This window comes from Capilliphycus salinus ALCB114379 (assembly GCF_047276495.1).
Lineage (GTDB): Bacteria > Cyanobacteriota > Cyanobacteriia > Cyanobacteriales > Microcoleaceae > Capilliphycus > Capilliphycus salinus.
Window position 1 is genome coordinate 7,370,094 of sequence record NZ_CP178543.1, and the last position, 18,356, is coordinate 7,388,449.

An 18,356-nucleotide genomic window follows, 5' to 3' on the forward strand; every position below is an offset into this window, starting at 1 on the left:
TTAAGTTGTTAGAGATTAGGAAGCAGAAAGAAGAAGATTAATTCAATTCTTTCTGAACTTCCTAAATTTTAAGTTACTCCCTTAACTCACTGCGATGGTTGTAGGCATGGGAGCTTGAACATTTTCGCCCAAACGAGTCCGATATAACGTGGCAAATAATTCTTCGTGACGACGAAGATTTTCTTCGATTTCTTGTAATACAAAAGCCGTAGCCGGATCGGTAATTTGAACCGACAAATGAGAAGCATCAATAATACCGGTTTGGATATCGCCTAAAGCCCGTCGCATCAAATCTTGATCGCTACTATTAGACTGTAACCAACCTTGCAATTTGGCGAAAGCTTCGCTTCCCATTGCTTGCCAAGTTACCTGTTCGTCAAAGTCCCGCAGACGGGCTTCTAACAGTTCAATATGACGTTCTTTTGTGCCGATGGCTTCTCGGAAAAGAATCACCAATTCGGGGTCAGAAACTTGTTTGTTATACTCTTTAAAAGCGGCTAAAGTATAACGTTCGCCCACGATCGCCGTATTGAGCGCATTAACAATATCATTTTTGCTCGAACCTTGCCACTGTTCGGCCAGCGTCCACCATTCAAACGTTTGGTCGGTGGGATCGGGTAACGTGACCCCTTCCATGCCCAAATTGAGGTAACTTAATAATGTTACCGTAAACATGGCTAAATCACTCGGCTGACGGGAAGTAATTAAGTTACCATCAACCACAACAGGTTCGTTAACATAGGTCGCCCCGGCATTTTGAATATCTTTGCGAATGGCTTTAAAACCGGTCGCTTGTTTACCTCGTAAAACATCCGCATCTATTAAGACTTGTGGGCCGTGACAAATGGCGGCGATGGGTAAACCTTGGGCCATACCATCGATAATCAGTCTCACCGCATGGGGGTTGCGACGAACTTTGTCGGGAGCGTTACCACCGGGGATGAAAATGGCATCAAAGTCTTCTGAACGAACTTCTGCGGCCGTAGCGTCGGGTTTGGCGGAGGCTTGACCCCGCTTTCCTTCGTATTCGTCGTTCATGCGAGAACCGATAATTACCGTTTTCGCGCCCGCTTTTTGTAATGCGGTATAAGGGATTTGAAATTCGGAGTCTTCAAAACCACTTTCGAGTAAAATAGCAACTCGTTTGGAACTTGAACCATTTGATAGTGATGTCATTTTATAGTTTCCGTACTAATACAACAATTGTTAACAGGGTAATAAACGAAAAGAATTTGGATATACAATCTTTAGTATAGGAAATTAAGCCTAGATTATTCCTCTACCCCGAGAGGGAATTGCTTCAATGGCAGGATTAAAAACCCGGCTTCTCGTAGAAACCGGGCTTGATCAATGGATAATGGATAATGGATAATGGATAATTAATTAATCAGGTTGAAGACCTCTCCTGATCAATGGATAATGGATAATGGATAATGGATAATTAATTAATCAGGTTGAAGACCTCTCCTGATCAATGGATAATGGATAATGGATAATGGATAATTAATTAATCAGGTTGAAGACCTCGACTTTCAAGGAGAAAAAAGAAAAATTATTTCCTCTGTATCAATCATCTTCATTTAGATCGAGGTCATTATCCATTATTAATTATCCATTATCCATTATTACTTATCCATTATCCATTATTACTTATCCATTATCCATTATTGAACAGCCATCTAGAACGAGCGGTTATAAGTAGGATTGACTCGGCGATCGCCAACGGTTCCGGGGATACCAAACAGATGTAAATCTCTGACTTGGTAGTCGTTTAATAAGGCTTCGGCGTTGCGAATTTCCTGGTCTGTGCCTTCCATTAACACTAAATAATCGCCGTGTTCGTGGACGCGAGAATTGTAATATTGTGCTTGATCTTCGGGTAAACCCCAACCAATTAAAGCACCAACTAAACCGCCACCAACGGCACCAATACCGCCACCAAGCAGGGTATTTGCTAAGATTAAACCCAATTCGGCCGCCGGACCCACGCCGGGAATCGCCAAGACTCCCAAGCTTCCCACCAAACCGATGAGTCCGCCTGCGGTACTTCCGGCAACCGCACCCGCACCGGCACCTCCTTTTATTTGATCGCCCGTGCTTTGTTCTACTTCCGCATCAGCAATATTACCCTCGTTATCGTGACGGGTGACAACAGAAACTTTATCCATATCAAAGCCAATATCTCTGAGGCGAGATAAAGCGGCTTCCGCATCTCGACGATTAGAAAATAATCCAACTGCTCTGGTTGTTTCGCCTGTATACATAGTATTTCCTCTGTTCTTTTGTTCTTTGTAACCAATGTAGCGTTTTGAAAATCGATATCGATTCAATCTTTGGGGTGATTTTCAATTATTTTATTACTATTGAAATAGTTTAAGCTTAATCTGTCTTTTTTTCATCTATCGCTAGGAATAGGTGATCTTTTAAGCGGTAAACCCTGATTATTATAAGTAGTCGGACAAAATTAAAGTTAACTGTGCCGTTAAGAGGGTTCTGGCAATAGACAAGCAAAAGAAAAGGGTTTCAGTAGTTGTTAATCTTTTTTAATACAAAGCTGTTTATTGATGTCCGGGTACTTATTTGATTTTATATTATTATCGCCAATCCCTCACACCCTACACCCGACACCTGAAACCGATCTCCAGATCTCTATCCAAAGGCATAAAAGTTTTCTTTGGCTCTCAAATTAGATTGAGATTTGATAAATTTGAATTAAAATTGATTGTTAGTTTTGAAAATTTTCTTCAATTTTAACCTATGTTAGACTGGATTAATCAAGGAATTGTGACTTGGGGATATGTGGGAATTGTCCTGCTGATGTTATTAGAAAACATTTTCCCTCCCATTCCTTCGGAAGTGATTATGCCTTTGGCGGGTTTTACAATCGCTCAGGGCGAATTGAACTTTTTCGGCGTAATTTTATCCGGTGTAATGGGTTCGATTTTAGGGGCGTTACCCTGGTATTATTTGGGTAAAAATTGGGGAGAAAAGAAACTAAGAAGATGGATTGAATTGCGGGGTCAATGGATCGCGATTTCTACAGATGACCTCGAACGTTCTCAACAGTGGTTTCGTCGCTACGGAAATTTGGTGGTGTTTTTAGGTCGAGTTATTCCCGGAATTCGCACTTATATTTCTATTCCGGCCGGCTTACAAAATATGCCGTTATTGCCCTTTTTAATTTACTCGACTTTCGGCACAATTGTTTGGATTAGTTTGTTAACGTTTGTCGGGTATTGGCTCGGAGATAACTATACTTTAGTGAAACAATTTACCACTCCAATTTCTGTGATTGTATTTGTGATTTTAGCCGTTGGAATTACCATCTGGTTCTACAAACGAAAAAAGCGATAAATTCTTCATTTTTTAACCGTTTACACTGGAAGACCTGTTATAAGTGAGTTAAAATTAAATTGGATTGGGCAAAGCTAGGAATCTACCGATCAACTTTGCCCTTTGTTTGTTGCCGAGTTGATCTTAGGCAAATTTATGCCGCTTTCCGATCTTTGGCAGTCGTTTCTATTAAGTTAGCCGTGAAATTAGATGGGGCTTGAGACCAAGCATACTTACGAAGTAACTTTTTGCGATAAGCATCGCGATCGCCAACCATAACCTCTACTCCCCGTCGCATTCCCCATTCGACTAAATTGTTCATACAAGCAACTCGCTCACTCACGGGTAAAGGTAGCCGCGTAATCCCATCGAGATATTCTTTAAACTTGACATAACCTGCCAAACGTCCGGGAGTTTTAACTTTAGGATTAAACCATTTTAACCGACTGGCGTTATCTTTGAGCTTTGCCATATAAGATTGGGAATGAACCCGATGCAGAAATAAACGTTCTTCAACATATCCCATATCACCGAGTAAAAGAATTTCCGCCATTAAATTGCGATCGCTTCCCACATAACTCCCATGAAGTTTAGTTTGAACCAATAAATCCGATCGCATCACTCCAAAAATTTCTGTGAAGTGATTCGCCCACAAAACCCGCCAAAACCGTTCGCTCGGACGCGATCCATTTAAGCGTAAATCTTTATCGTGAGTTCCGTAGATTTCACCTTTCCCATTAATTTGATAAGAAAGACTGTGAGCCACTGAACATTGAGGATTATTATCAAGTAACTCAACACATTGACGCAGATAATCGGGATCTAAAACATCATCATGGGCAGCCCATTTAAAATAGGGAGCCAACCCCGGTTGAAAGACAAAATTATAGTTGGGTGCGGCGCCTAAATTTTCCCGTTGTCTGTGATAAATAATCCGGCGATCGCGATCGGCATATTCGCGGCAAATCTCCTCTGTTGCGTCGGTTGAGGCATTATCACTGATAATTAACAAAAAGTTGGTTAGGGTTTGATCCAAAATTGATTCGATCGCCGATCGCAGATAATTTTCTCCGTTGTAAACGGGCAAACCGATCACAACTTTAGGAGCCTTTTCGTCTGCCAGTGAGTTATTCATAGTCGGGTAGATGCGAAAATTTGAGTTGCTATTCATGACACCCAAGTCAAGTAGATTTACATGAAAAATATATCTGACTGTTACTCACAAGCACCCAGAAAAAAACGAACTTTATATATTTCGAGAAACAGTTGATCGATAGTATTACTCGATTTGACTGTTGATTTTAATCTCCCTTTTTTAGATTTGTCAAGGCTTTGTATATATTCAGAAAAAAAATCTATTGTTTGTAAATTTTTATTAAAATAATTACAAAAAAAGGTTACTTTCCCAGCCAAAATTCAAATATTTTATTAAGTTTTGAACGATAAACATCTGCCAAAATATCAAGGATTCTTGATACTTAACGGTCTTTTGAACATTCAAACCGGAGGAGATTTCGCCCAAACAAATCCAATCCCCGCTGATGAGATGGGAGGAAAAAGCTTTCCTGGGAAGGCTCCAATCTATTAACCCGGCCGATGGCTAAGGATAAACACTTCTAATATCCAACCCCCTTTAACTTTATGTTTAGATTAATTCAGCTTGTTTATATCCAGTTTTCTTTCACTAAAAATTTTTAAATGTGAGACGTTAACAACCCTTTTTACTCACAGTTTAACAAGCTAGCTTACAGCTTACATCAACATCCCAAAGGAAGTATACCGGGTTATATAAAGTTTAAGACAATCTTTGTAAAGAATTGGTAAAGAACCCGCCACCGAGATCATCTGTACATCCCAGAAACCCAGTTTTTCATCTCATATGATCTCCGGTTGATTAATGGATGTTATGGGGCGGGGCGGGTTTAATTCAATCTCGGAGTGGTCATCAAAATCGAGGATGAACCCGCCCCTACAGCACTTCGGATTGATTAGTCCGAGATGATATCAAACCAAACAAAAAAAGAGGGCAACAAACTGTCGCCCGACCTACAAACGTAAATTAAGAATCACTCAAGCGAAACAATCAACTAAGAAGCCGCAACCGCAACTTTTTCCGTCGATCCTTCCGCACTCGCTTCTGGGCTATTCTCCTCAGAAGGCGGTACAACCTGCCAGAACTTCGGCAAATACTCGGACCAATTCGCCAAAATCGTCCGTGCTTTTTGACTTCCGGTGCGTTCGGCGTGCTGTTCGATCAGGTCTTTCAACTGCTTTTCCCCTGCCGGAGTACAAACCCGTTGAATCTTAACAATCTCCCCATTAACCCGTTCCGGGAACTGATCATTTTCATCGAGGAAATAGCCAATACCGCCAGTTTGACCGGCCGCCACATTGCGACCAACAGCCCCCAACACAACCACAACACCGCCCGTCATATACTCACAACAGTGGTCGCCAGCGCCTTCAATCACCGCCCGTCCCATCGAATTCCGCACGGCAAACCGTTCGCCCGCCTTACCCAAAGCATAAAGCGTTCCTCCGGTTGCCCCGTAGAGGCAGGTATTGCCAATAATCACATTTTCAGAGGGGTCATAACTAACCTCGTCGGCAGGCTTAATAATCAACTCGCCGCCGTGCATTCCCTTACCGACATAATCATTCGCTTCCCCGGTCAACGTCAGCGTCATACCCGGCAAATTAAACGCCCCAAAACTCTGACCCGCAGAACCCGTAAACTTCAGGCTAATTTGTCCCGAGAATCCGGTATTGCCGTACATCGAGGCAATTTTTCCAGCAATTCGCGCCCCCACCGTGCGGTCTGTATTCACCAGACGAACCGTTTTGTTAACCGTACCCTGGTTACGAATCGCCGTAGCAATATCCGCATCTTCAAGCAACACATCATCCAACACCGGACCGTTGCTGTGAACGCCCTCATGGTTCAACCAATCTCGGTCAGTACGAGTATCGGGCAAATTCATCAAACAATCAAGATTAATCCCTTGCGTCTTGGTCAGTTTCACGCCTTCGCGCATTTTCAGCAAATCCGAACGCCCCATAATCTCGGTCAGCGAACGATAGCCCAAACGCGCCAACAACTGCCGGACTTCCTCAGCAACAAAATAGAAGAAATTCACCACATGATCCGGCGTACCGGGGAAACGCTTCCGCAAATCTTCCCGCTGAGTCGTCACGCCCACCGGACAGCCGTTGGTGTGGCAAATCCGAGCCATAATACAGCCTTCAGCGATCATGGCAATCGTCCCAAAGCCAAATTCTTCCGCTCCCATCAGAGCGCCCATGATCACATCCCAACCGGACTTTAAGCCGCCATCAACCCGCAACCGCACGCGATCGCGAAGCTTATTATTCATCAGCACCCGATGAACCTCAGTCAAGCCCAATTCCCAGGGCGTACCGGCGTGTTTAATCGAAGATAACGGACTCGCCCCGGTGCCGCCATCGTGACCGGAAATCTGGATGTAATCGGCGTTTGCCTTGGCGACTCCCGCCGCAATGGTACCGATACCAATTTCAGCCACCAACTTCACCGATACCATTGCTTGGGGGTTAATTTGGTGCAGGTCAAAAATCAGTTGCGCCAAATCCTCAATCGAGTAAATATCGTGGTGGGGGGGCGGAGAAATCAGCGTTACACCCGGTTTCGAGCGTCGCAACATGGCAATATAGGCGCTCACCTTTTTACCCGGCAACTGTCCGCCTTCTCCGGGTTTGGCCCCCTGAGCGATTTTAATCTCAATTGATTGAGCATTCATCAAGTATTCGGGAGTCACCCCAAACCGCCCCGAGGCGACCTGTTTAATGGCCGAACTTGCGCTATCGCCGTTGCGTAACCCTTTCAAATAGGGACGGCTAGCCGAATTGCCCTGATCATCGACATCATCCAACGCCTTAAACCGGGCCGGATCTTCGCCGCCTTCGCCGGAGTTGGACTTTCCGCCAAGTCGGTTCATGGCGATCGCTAACGTTTCGTGGGCTTCTGGAGATAACGCCCCGAGCGACATTCCGCCGGTACAGAAGCGTTTGACAATTTCCACCACCGATTCGACGTCTTCGAGGGGAATTGGTTCGCGATCGCTGTTAAAATCGAGCAGATCTCGCAGTGCCGAAACCGGGCGACCTTCGAGGTATTGCTGATAGGTTTGATAGTGGTCATATCCGGGCAATTCCGCACCCTTACCGTTGCCGTTTGTACTGCGAACAGCTTGGTGTAAAACTTTTGCCAATTCGGGGTTATTGCTGTGATATTCGCCCCGTTTGAAGAAGTTGACAAAACCGTAATTTTCCAGTTTTTTCTGTTCGGTTTCCGGGAACGCCTTAGAATGAAATTGGTTAACTTCTTGAGCCAATTCGCCAACGGTTAAACCGCCAATTCGCGAGGTTGTCCCTTTAAAGCCCAATTCCAACAAATCTCCGGCTATTCCAATGGCTTCAAAAATTTGGGCGCCGTGATAGGAAGACAGCAGCGAAATTCCCATTTTCGAGAGAATCTTTAACAAACCGCCTTCTACCGCTTTGCGATAATTCTTTTGCGCTTCGGCCAAACTCAGGGATAATTTACCCTGTTCGATCGCCTTTTGAGTCTTCGGTTGTAACCACCATCCGCGTACACTTTCTAACGCTAAATAAGGACAAACCGCAGAAGCCCCGTAACCAATTAAACAGGCAAAATGATGGGTACTCCAACATTGGGCTGTCTCTACGACTAAAGAGGCTTGACAGCGCAAACCGGTTGCGATCAAATGATGGTGAACCGCACCAACAGCCAACAAAGGCGGAATATAAGTCAAATCTGCACTAAGATTGCGATCGCTTAAAATGACAATTTTTTTGCCATTGCGAACTTCATTTTCCGCCTGTTGACAGAGGTGTTTAATCGCGTCTGACAGTCCATTCGGGCCTGTAGAAACCGGGTACAAAGTTGACAGTTTGATACTTTGAAAATCGCTTTGACATATCGCTTCGAGTTCAGCAATATTAAGAACCGGAGACTCTATTTTCAGCATCCGAGCATTTTCGGGTTGGGGATCGAGTAAATTTCCCCGCTGACCCAATTGCATATTCAGCGACATGACGATCCATTCGCGCAACGGATCGATCGGCGGGTTTGTCACCTGAGCAAACCGCTGTTTGAAGTAATCATACAGCAAGTGAGGTTTGTCGGAAAGCACCGCCAGGGGAATATCATCGCCCATGCAAAACGTCGGTTCTTTCCCCAAGCTTGCCATATCCGCGATCACCATATCCAAGTCTTCCGAACCGTAGCCGAAAGCGGTTTGGAGTCTTAACTGAGTTTGGGGATCAAATTCGGTTTGTTCAGCAAAGGGTTGGGGTTCTAAGTTTACCCGATAATTGTCCAACCACTCGCGATAGGGGTGACGGGCTGCGATGCGTTCTTTAATTTCCCAGTTTTTGAGAACTTCGTGGCTTTCCAGGTCAACCGCCAACATTTGTCCGGGTCCCAAACGGCCTTTTTCGACGATATCTTCCTCGGGGATGTTGACCACTCCGGCTTCGGAAGCGACAATCACTAAATTATCTTTGGTAATGCAGTAGCGCGCCGGACGCAAACCGTTGCGGTCTAGAGTGGCACCGACTTGTTTACCATCGCTAAACACCAGCAAAGCCGGCCCGTCCCAGGGTTCTTGTAAACCGCTGTAATATTCGTAAAAATCGACAATTTCTTCCCGTCCCTGAAGATCGGGTTGATTTTTATAGGCTTCCGGCACCATAATCATCAAGGTTTCCAGGGGAGTCCGACCGGTTCGCACCAACAACTCCATCACATTATCGAGGTTGGCGGAGTCGCTATTGGTCGCATCCACAAACGGTTTTAACGTTTCTAGGCGTTCTCCCCAAGTCTCGGAAGCGAGGGTTCCTTCGGATGCCCGCATCCAGTTAATGTTACCCAGAAGGGTGTTAATTTCGCCGTTATGACCCAGTAAACGCATCGGTTGAGCTAGGGGCCATCTGGGGAGGGTATTGGTGCTGAAGCGTCGGTGATAGACCGCAAACGCACTCTTGTAGGCGGGATTTTTCAGATCGAGGTAAAATTCTCCCAAAACCGCACTTCGCACCATGCCTTTATAGACAATTGTCCGACAGGAGAAGGAACAAATATATACATTTTGTCCCCAAACAAACCCTTTGGCTTCCAAAGCATCCCCTATCGAACGCCGTGCCAGATATAATTGTCGCTCAAAAGCGTCTCCCGTCTTATCGGTATTTGAGGAAACGACAAACTGTTCGATGGAAGGCTGATTTTCTCGCGCTTGCGGCCCCAATACATCGGGATTAACGGGAACTTTCCGCCACCCTACATTCGTCAAATTCTCGGCCTTGAGTGCTTCGTCAATAATTTGACGGGCTGTAACCGCCTCCGACTCCTCGGGGGGTAAAAACACCATTGCCACCCCATAGGCTTCGTGTAGCTGTTCGACCGACTTTGACTGAAGTTCGGACAATTCTGGGGACTGCTGCAACATTTCCCAAGGAATAGCACTCATCAACCCGGCGCCATCTCCCGAGTCATAATCAGCGCTGCATCCGCCCCGATGTTCCAAACAGGTGAGGGCGGGTAAGGATTTTTCGATAATATCATGGCTAGCTACACCCGATGGATTGGCTATAAAACCCACCCCACAAGCATCTCGTTCTTCGACCAACCAGCGTTGACCGCCGTAGGGGACACCTGTGTTAACCATACCCTGATGTTGATGACTGTTCGTTTTGACTGTCATCCCTTGATTTTGATTCTCGCTTGTGTTGATGTGATCCATGTCGCAAATTTCGTAAGCTACTGTTAAGATACGCTGACCGCACGACGGTCGCGAACGCTTTGGGTACCCAAAACGACTACAGATGCAAGAAGCCGTTTGGGGTAGAACAGCGACTTGCTGACCCATTTGTGTGCTTCAACGCAGTGAATAGAGTTATTGTTCCTAACCAAGTTATCGATATTCACGCTTAGGGTTGACCCCTCGCCAAAAGCGCGTGTGAAGTTCCCCGATGCCGGAAGCGTGATAGAAATTGTAAGTAATTTAGGATAAAGAAAAACGGGCAAAATTTCCATTCCTCGGAGTCACTAAAAAGATATCTATTCAAGTGTCAATTTCAGTTGGTATAGACTTAGAGTTGAGGTAGAAATTGCAGGTTGAATGTCTTTGACCTCCAGATTGCTCTGTTAGGGGCAATATTGCCACCGGACTCGACGAGCCGAGATGCTGTCACCTCGTTGATTGATCATGTTCTCACCCCAATCACCGATAAGGACTCACCAAACCTGACCCTGTACACTTTGCTGCTTCCTTCATCGATACCTCCAGACCCCCAAAAGGTTCTAAAAGTCGATCTGTTGAAGTCCGCAGACTTTGATTTCCACTAAGGACACCTGCTCCCCGGCATTCGGCCGATACCGAACACACGATACTAGAATGATCTAAACCGATCTACCTCGAGTGATTATGTAACCTAGAACACGGGGATATAAGCTGCATAGCGTCCCGACCGTTTTCTGATGGTGTAGTCATAGGATACACTCAAGCCGAGTGTAGCGTGAATATCAATTCTAACGTCTGAGTTCGTCTCTGTTGTGTCTTTACGGGTCTGCGGCGTTTGAAGGTCAGACTTCTCAAAAATTTAACCTTTAAGCCCAACTGACTTAATTTCATGTTTCAATCAATCTGGCTTTCTACTCAGTACATTGCTATCTGTACTGCTTTCTTTCTGGTATTTGGCTTTGAGAGTTCTTCGGCACAAGCTCGCTCTGAAGCCCTCAAAATCGTTCGACAGGGTTCTTCTATTGAACTGAATCACCAAAAATTAGATTTGGCTTGGGTTCAATGGCAAACCTCGGAAGCTGAACCGCTACGAGTGGGAATTCGAGATCTGGGGTTAATGAGGCTTTTCGGCTTAGACCTACTGAACACAAATGATAGCAGTATTCAACCGATTCAGTGGTTTTCCTCAGCAGACTCTTTCCCTCTGAGATTACCCGTTTTTCCCGACTCACCGCACCGATATCTAGATATTACCGCTTTAGCTCAAAAGGGACAATGGGATCTTTCGGTCGTCGGAACTCGCCTCGAAATTGTCACCCCCCAAGCCACTATTCAAGCCATCGAGGAACATCCCCTTTCGCCTTCGGTGAATTTGCCGGTTTCTCCCGAACTACTCCCGAGTTACCGAAAATTAGAGATAACATTGGATCGGCCTGTCGTTTGGCAACATCCCGAAATCGCTCCGGCTGCCAACTCTCCTCAAAACCTGCAAGCAGATGACCCCAATTCGCCCTCCGTTCCCCCTCTAACCACTTGGAGGATGAATTTAGCCGCACAACCCGATGGAGGGCTTATCGGTTCATTTCCCGCCCTCTCGGAGAACCCTCTGACCGGACTGAAAGTGGTTGACGATCGCGATCGAACCTCTCTGGTGTTTAATGTTCCCGTCGGTTGGCGTCCGGTGGTTTCGACCGTAACCGATCCCGATCGGCTGATTCTTGAAATTCGACCCGATTTTCTAGTCGAACGCGATATCCTGTGGATGCCGGGGTTGCGTTGGCGACAGCAATACATCGAAATTCCCGATCCCCAATCCGCCGATCGCCTTGCTTCTAGCCGTTTTCCTGTTTATTGGCTGGAAATTGACCTTGACCCCCCTCAGCGAACCCTAGAACCCATTCTCAGCCGCAATAGTTCCCGTGTGGGATTGGCGCCTTTGCTAATAACCGCTTCGCGATCGCAAGCTGTCGCCGCCATTAACGGGGGATTTTTTAATCGAAATACCCTGTTTCCCCTCGGTGCCATTCGCCGTCAAGGACGCTGGTTGTCCAGTCCCATTCTCAACCGGGGGGCGATCGGTTGGACGGATCAAGGAGAAATTTACATCGATCGTCTGACCCGTTTGGAAACGTTAGTTACCCCGAGCGGGGAGCGTTTCCCGATTTTACATCTCAATAGTGGATATGTCGAAGCGGGTATTTCTCGTTATACTTCGGACTGGGGTTCGACCTACGTTCCGGTGATTGATCGCGAATGGGCGATGCTTACCCGCAATCATCGGGTTGTTGAGCATTTATTGCGAGAAAGACCGGTTAAGCTTCCGGTTCCCATTGTCGGCGATGATTATTTACTCGTGATCCGCAATAATATTGCGAGATTGGCTCAAATTCCGGTGGGGACGGAAGTTAAGATTGAGAGCGAAACTCAACCCCCGGTTTGGGAAGCATACCCGCAAATTTTAGCCGCAGGGCCGCTGTTATTGCGATCGGGTCAAATTGTACTCGATGCCCCCGCAGAACGCTTTAGCGAGGCGTTTAGCAACCAACGGGCGATTCGGAGTGCGGTGGGGAGAACGGGTGAAAACAAGCTTCTTTTGGTTGCGGTTCACAATCGTCCTCTGGGGTCCGGGCCGAGTTTAACTGAACTGGCTCGAATTCTGCAAGAATTGGGGGCGGTTTCGGGGCTAAATTTGGATGGGGGAAGTTCGACGAGTTTGTATTTGGGAGGGGATTTGATCGATCGACCTCCTCAAACGGCGGCGCCGGTTCACAATGGATTGGGTGTGTTTTGGCAACCTTAAATGCTAGTCGAATTGACGTACTCTAAGACTAAGCTTGCGCTATAATCTCAGATTCTTGAAGGACGTTAATCCTTACTGGCTGCGTCAAACAGACCCTAGACACTCGCTCAAAACTGAGTTTATGCTTACTTTTGAGACCGATATTTAAACTTCCGTTGCAATCAGCGTTAATCAAATGACCGTATGCACTCTTATACAATCCACGCTTAACTCGTCTCCCCGAAAACTTGGGCTTGACGGGATTATCGGCATTATAGATAGGCATTTGATCGCGATCAAGGCTGGATGCTTTGGAAGTGTAGGATTCTTCCTGTTCAACGTAGTTCAACCCATATCGTTCACAAAGGTTTTGTAAACCGAACTGTACTTAAGTAAAGATTGGGTAAAATTTGCTGATAATCCGTAAAATCAGGGATGACAGTTCCCCAGATCGATTTGCTATGTTTGTTGTTAGCGTCTAAGAGGTGACAGGTTCGCCGAACTCGTTCCAAAGCCTAGTGCTTCTAGAGATCAACTTGTGAGCTTCAGCAGGTTGAGTCAAGCTAACCCCGAACTGGAGCGACCACTTAGGCAAGCTCTATGGTGATGTTGGTGGGGATGATTCTCTTCCGACTCCAATTAGGTACAGTGGCTGATGTCTAGGTGTATTTACTAAAATCCCGTTGTCAAGTCGTTCTGTGAGATAAAGATTATTATGGTAGCTATCCAAGAAAAGGCTCAAAGCCCGAACTCTTTGAAAACTTCTTCTCAAATTGTTGCTTCTACCGAGTTGCGTCCTTGGGGATCTTTTACAACTCTTGAAGAAGGTCCGGGTTATAAGATTAAGCGGATTGAAGTGAATCCCGGACACCGCCTCAGTTTACAAATGCACCACCATCGCAGCGAACACTGGATTGTTGTTTCTGGAACGGCTAAAGTGGTTTGTGGCGATCGCGAAGAAATTCTGTTTGCCAATCAATCAACTTATGTTCCCCAGTGTACCTCTCACCGTTTGGAAAATCCTGGGGTGATTCCTTTGATTTTGATTGAAGTCCAAAATGGTGAGTATCTGGGTGAGGATGATATCGTTCGTTTCCAAGATGATTATTCTCGCGCTCCGGCTCAAAGCAAATAAAACACACAAAATATAATAATATCATTGTTGAAGAACTGGGGATTAGATCGGGGTGTATGGGGCGCTGATTAGCCCAACTGCGTTCTAGTCTCCGGTTTTTCAAGGGTTTTGATCTTGTTGTTTTAGTGATGATACAAATTACCCAAGCTGCAACTCGTGAAGTGTTGCGTCTGAAGTCTAAGCAAAAGAACGCTGATGTTTTGTTTCGCTTGCGGGTGCAGCCCGGAGGATGTAAGGGTTGGTCTTATCAGATGACCTTTGATGACGCTTTACAGCCCGACGATGGGGTTTATAATTGTGGTGAGATCAAAGTCGTGATTGATACCCAAAGTTTGAGCCAGGTTCGGGGGTTGACTTTAGATTACTCCGAGGATTTGATGGGCGGCGGATTTCGCTTCAATAATCCCAATGCGACTCAAACCTGTGGTTGTAGTCATTCGTTTGAGGGGAAAGCTTAAGAAATTTTAAGAATTTCCGGGAACACCCTTGACAAAATCTGGTTTTATTACCTATAGTAACAATTTGGGTATCAAAATAATTGAAGAATTCGGTATAGTGTTCTGCCCGCTAAAGGCGGAAAGATATATTCTGCTCGAAGGAGCGGAAAGCCGAATCTTTAAAAGAGCCAAGTCAAAGAAAGGTAAAATTTGGAGAGATTGTCTGGGTCAAATGTAATAATTGTCAATTTTTAGCCAGGAGAGTTTCTTGCCCAAGAAAATCCCAGCCTCTACAGCCAAGAGTGATTGAGGTGTAGAGAAAATTGAACTCAATTGAACAAGGCAATGGCTCAAATTCGGCAGCTCAACAAAAATTTGAAGGTATCCCCCATCAACCCCTAGATGATGAGGAAAACGGGTGTCGCCGTAGGTTAACGGTGGAGATCCAATCTTTGAAATATCCTAGCACGCCGATCTGAATTAATATCTTAATGCGGTATTCAACGTTTGGAAAGGAGGGCTAGAGATTGTGGATATTGAATAAAAACAGTATCCAAAAGCCGGAAAAACTGCCGAGAACGTCTTGAGCCGGGGAAATCCGAAGCCGGAAAACGCTAGAGAAAAAACCGAAGCTAGGGGTCGGAAGAAATCCGATTGCTCTGGTTTTATCCAGCAATAAACAACAACAAAAATCTCCCCGCTAAAGGGATGGGGAGTGAGTCAAAATCACTCTGAAACGAGAAAAAGCCGATTTGAGGGAATATGTTATAACTCATGCCCACTATACAGCAACTTATTCGATCTGCACGAGAACAATCTCAGAAAAAGACAAAATCACCCGCTCTTAAGAGTTGTCCGCAACGCCGAGGAGTGTGTACGAGAGTCTATACAACTACGCCGAAAAAACCTAATTCTGCACTGCGTAAAGTCGCGAGGGTACGATTAACATCAGGCTTTGAAGTGACGGCTTATATTCCAGGAATTGGTCATAATTTACAGGAACACTCGGTGGTGATGATTCGTGGAGGTCGGGTAAAAGATTTACCCGGAGTCCGATATCACATTATTCGAGGAACTTTGGATACAGCCGGCGTAAAAGACCGCCGTCAAGGACGCTCAAAATATGGGGCGAAACGTCCGAAGTAAAATAAAAATCGAAGTCGTCAGCCGACGATGCCGCCTGTGGAAATGACTAATAATCAAAAGAAATTAGGGTAAAAATTAGGTATGTCTCGCCGTAGAGTAGTTCAAAAGCGTCCCGTTCCCCCAGACTCGGTGTATAATAGCCGCCTAGTCAGTATGATGGTTCGTCGCATTATGAGGCATGGAAAAAAATCCCTGGCTTATAAAATTATTTATGATGCGATGAAAATTATCGAAGAACGAACCGGAGCCGAACCGTTAGAACTGTTTGAAAAAGCAGTGCGAAACGTGACTCCGTTGGTGGAAGTGAAAGCCAGACGGGTCGGTGGTGCAACTTACCAGGTGCCGATGGAAGTTCGCTCAGAACGGGGAACCACCTTGGCGTTGCGCTGGATCATCAATTATTCCAGACAGCGTTCCGGTCGGACAATGGCGTTGAAACTGGCTAACGAGCTAATGGATGCGGCCAACGAAACCGGAAGTGCGGTTCGCAAACGGGAAGAAACCCACCGGATGGCAGAAGCAAACAAAGCCTTTGCCCATTATCGGTACTAAAATTAATCAGGTGGGGATAGCAGTGATTTCCGCAAACAGATAGAATCTTAATGAAGGCTTAAAAAGGAGGTAGCTGTGGCACGTACTATCCCGCTTGAGAGAGTACGTAATATTGGTATTGCAGCCCACATCGATGCGGGCAAGACAACCACAACCGAACGAATTCTGTTTTATTCGGGTGTGGTTCATAAAATGGGTGAAGTCCACGAAGGTACTGCGGTAACGGACTGGATGGCTCAAGAGCGGGAGCGTGGTATCACGATCACGGCTGCCGCAATCAGTACCAGTTGGAGAGATCACCGGATCAACATCATTGATACTCCCGGTCACGTAGACTTCACGATTGAAGTTGAACGTTCGATGCGGGTGTTAGATGGGGTGATTGCGGTCTTTTGCTCGGTTGGTGGCGTTCAGCCCCAATCCGAGACCGTTTGGCGACAAGCAGAACGTTATAGAGTTCCTCGGATTGCATTTGTTAACAAGATGGATCGCACCGGGGCAAACTTTTTCAAAGTTTACGAGCAAGTGCGCGATCGCTTGAGAGCCAACGCCGTTCCGATCCAAGTTCCCATCGGCAGCGAAAGTGACTTCCGGGGCTTGGTAGACTTGGTGGCGATGAAAACCTATATCTACACCAATGATTTGGGGACCGACATCCAAGAAACCGATGAAATCCCAGAAGATGTTCGGGATTTGGTCGCCGAATACCGGGAAAAAATGCTGGAATCGTTGGCAGAAGCCGATGAGTTCATCATGGAGAAGTACCTCGAATCCTTAGAAGGGGGAGAACTTCCCACAGAAGAGGAACTTCGCAGTGCGATCCGTAAAGCAACGATTGCCGGAAGCATTGTTCCGATCTTGTGCGGTTCGGCCTTTAAAAACCGAGGCGTACAACGGTTGTTGGATGCTGTGGTGGATTATCTCCCGGCTCCGACCGAAGTGCCGGCGATTAAAGGTACTCTTCCGAGTGGAGAAGAACAAGAACGTCCCGCCGATGACGAGGCTCCCTTGTCTGCATTGGCATTTAAGATTATGGCCGATCCTTACGGTCGTTTGACCTTCGTTCGGGTTTACTCGGGCATACTTCAGAAGGGAAGCTATGTTTTCAACTCGACCAAAAACAAGAAAGAGCGGATCTCTCGCTTGATTGTGTTGAAAGCAGACGATCGGATTGAAGTGGACGAACTGCGATCGGGAGATTTGGGAGCCGCTTTGGGTCTCAAAGATACCTTAACTGGAGATACGCTCTGTGATGATGGATCTCCGATTATTCTGGAATCTCTGTTCATCCCCGAGCCGGTAATTTCCGTTGCGGTCGAACCGAAAACCAAGCAAGACATGGAGAAACTCTCCAAGGCTCTGCAATCTCTGTCGGAGGAAGACCCCACTTTCCGCGTCTCCATCGACCCGGAAACCAACCAAACCGTGATCGCCGGAATGGGTGAACTCCATTTGGAGATTCTGGTAGACCGGATGTTGCGAGAGTTTAAGGTCGAAGCCAATGTGGGCGCACCGCAGGTGGCTTATCGCGAAACCATCCGCAAAGCCGTTAAAACTGAGGGCAAATTTATCCGCCAGAGTGGGGGTAAAGGTCAATACGGTCATGTTGTGATCGAGCTAGAACCGGGCGAACCCGGAAGCGGCTTTGAGTTTGTCTCTAAAATTGTCGGGGGTTCGGTTCCAAAAGAATACATTAACCCGGCAGCAGAGGGGATGAAAGAAGCTTGTGAATCCGGTGTCATCGCTGGATATCCTTTGATTGACGTCAAAGCGACTTTAGTCGATGGCTCCTATCACGATGTAGACTCCTCAGAAATGGCCTTTAAGATTGCGGGTTCGATGGCAATCAAGCAAGGGGTTCAGAAAGCCTCACCTGTGCTTTTAGAGCCAATGATGAAGGTTGAGGTGGAAGTGCCGGACGATTTTATTGGCACGGTCATCGGCGACCTGAACTCCCGTCGAGGTCAAATCGAGGGTCAGGAAACCGATCAGTCACAAGGTCTGGCTAAGGTGACGGCGAAAGTTCCCTTAGCGGAAATGTTTGGTTATGCGACTGATATTCGGTCCAATACCCAAGGCCGGGGAATTTTCTCGATGGAATTTAGCCATTACGAAGAAGTTCCTCGCAGTGTGGCTGAAACGATTATTGCCAAAAGCAAAGGCGAATAATTAAC

The 18,356-nt window shown here is 46.2% G+C and carries 11 protein-coding genes; 7 read left to right on the forward strand and 4 right to left on the reverse strand.

All coding sequences use genetic code 11. The features are described 5' to 3' along the window. Nucleotides 1-81: 81 nt before the first annotated feature. Both ACL6C3_RS29985 and ACL6C3_RS29990 read right to left on the reverse strand, forming a co-directional pair. A complete protein-coding gene (locus ACL6C3_RS29985) occupies nt 82-1,176 on the reverse strand; it encodes a DJ-1/PfpI/YhbO family deglycase/protease (RefSeq protein WP_413163731.1) in 1,095 nt (364 codons plus the stop codon). Nucleotides 1,177-1,679: 503 nt separating this feature from the next. Then, on the reverse strand, nt 1,680-2,264 hold the full coding sequence (locus ACL6C3_RS29990) for a hypothetical protein (RefSeq protein ID WP_413163733.1): 585 nt from the start codon (nt 2,262-2,264) through the stop codon (nt 1,680-1,682). A 493-nt stretch (nt 2,265-2,757) separates the two neighbouring features. On the opposite strand from ACL6C3_RS29990, the gene ACL6C3_RS29995 reads away from it, so the two are divergent. After that, nucleotides 2,758-3,354 carry a DedA family protein gene (locus ACL6C3_RS29995; protein WP_413163735.1) on the forward strand — a complete coding sequence of 199 codons (597 nt, stop codon included), beginning with the start codon at nt 2,758-2,760 and terminating at the stop codon, nt 3,352-3,354. A gap of 133 nt (nt 3,355-3,487) precedes the next feature. On the opposite strand, the gene ACL6C3_RS30000 is transcribed toward ACL6C3_RS29995, so the two are convergent. Next, nucleotides 3,488-4,468, reverse strand: a complete 981-nt coding sequence (locus ACL6C3_RS30000; protein ID WP_413163737.1) for a glycosyltransferase family 2 protein — start codon at nt 4,466-4,468, stop codon at nt 3,488-3,490. Between the two features lie 952 nt (nt 4,469-5,420). Then, complete coding sequence (gltB, locus tag ACL6C3_RS30005; protein ID WP_413163739.1) at nt 5,421-10,133, reverse strand: glutamate synthase large subunit; 4,713 nt, start codon at nt 10,131-10,133, stop codon at nt 5,421-5,423. 889 nt (nt 10,134-11,022) lie between these two features. Here gltB and ACL6C3_RS30010 point away from each other — a divergent pair. The 6 genes from ACL6C3_RS30010 (at nt 11,023) to fusA (ending at nt 18,351) form a co-directional block, all read left to right on the forward strand. Then, the gene (locus ACL6C3_RS30010; protein WP_413163741.1) at nt 11,023-12,933 is read left to right on the forward strand and encodes a phosphodiester glycosidase family protein; all 1,911 of its coding nucleotides are present in this window, start codon (nt 11,023-11,025) and stop codon (nt 12,931-12,933) included. A gap of 694 nt (nt 12,934-13,627) precedes the next feature. Beyond that, nucleotides 13,628-14,047, forward strand: a complete 420-nt coding sequence (locus ACL6C3_RS30015) for a phosphomannose isomerase type II C-terminal cupin domain (protein WP_413163743.1) — start codon at nt 13,628-13,630, stop codon at nt 14,045-14,047. A gap of 128 nt (nt 14,048-14,175) precedes the next feature. Then, nucleotides 14,176-14,505, forward strand: coding sequence for a HesB/IscA family protein (locus ACL6C3_RS30020; protein WP_413163744.1), 330 nt, complete (start codon nt 14,176-14,178; stop codon nt 14,503-14,505). A gap of 753 nt (nt 14,506-15,258) precedes the next feature. Continuing rightward, a complete protein-coding gene (rpsL, locus tag ACL6C3_RS30025) occupies nt 15,259-15,630 on the forward strand; it encodes a 30S ribosomal protein S12 (protein WP_413163745.1) in 372 nt (123 codons plus the stop codon). Nucleotides 15,631-15,711: 81 nt separating this feature from the next. Further along, the gene (rpsG, locus tag ACL6C3_RS30030; protein WP_413163746.1) at nt 15,712-16,182 is read left to right on the forward strand and encodes a 30S ribosomal protein S7; all 471 of its coding nucleotides are present in this window, start codon (nt 15,712-15,714) and stop codon (nt 16,180-16,182) included. Nucleotides 16,183-16,257: 75 nt separating this feature from the next. Next, entirely contained in the window at nt 16,258-18,351 is a 2,094-nt protein-coding gene (gene fusA / locus ACL6C3_RS30035) for an elongation factor G (RefSeq protein WP_413163747.1), read from the forward strand. Nucleotides 18,352-18,356: the final 5 nt, after the last annotated feature.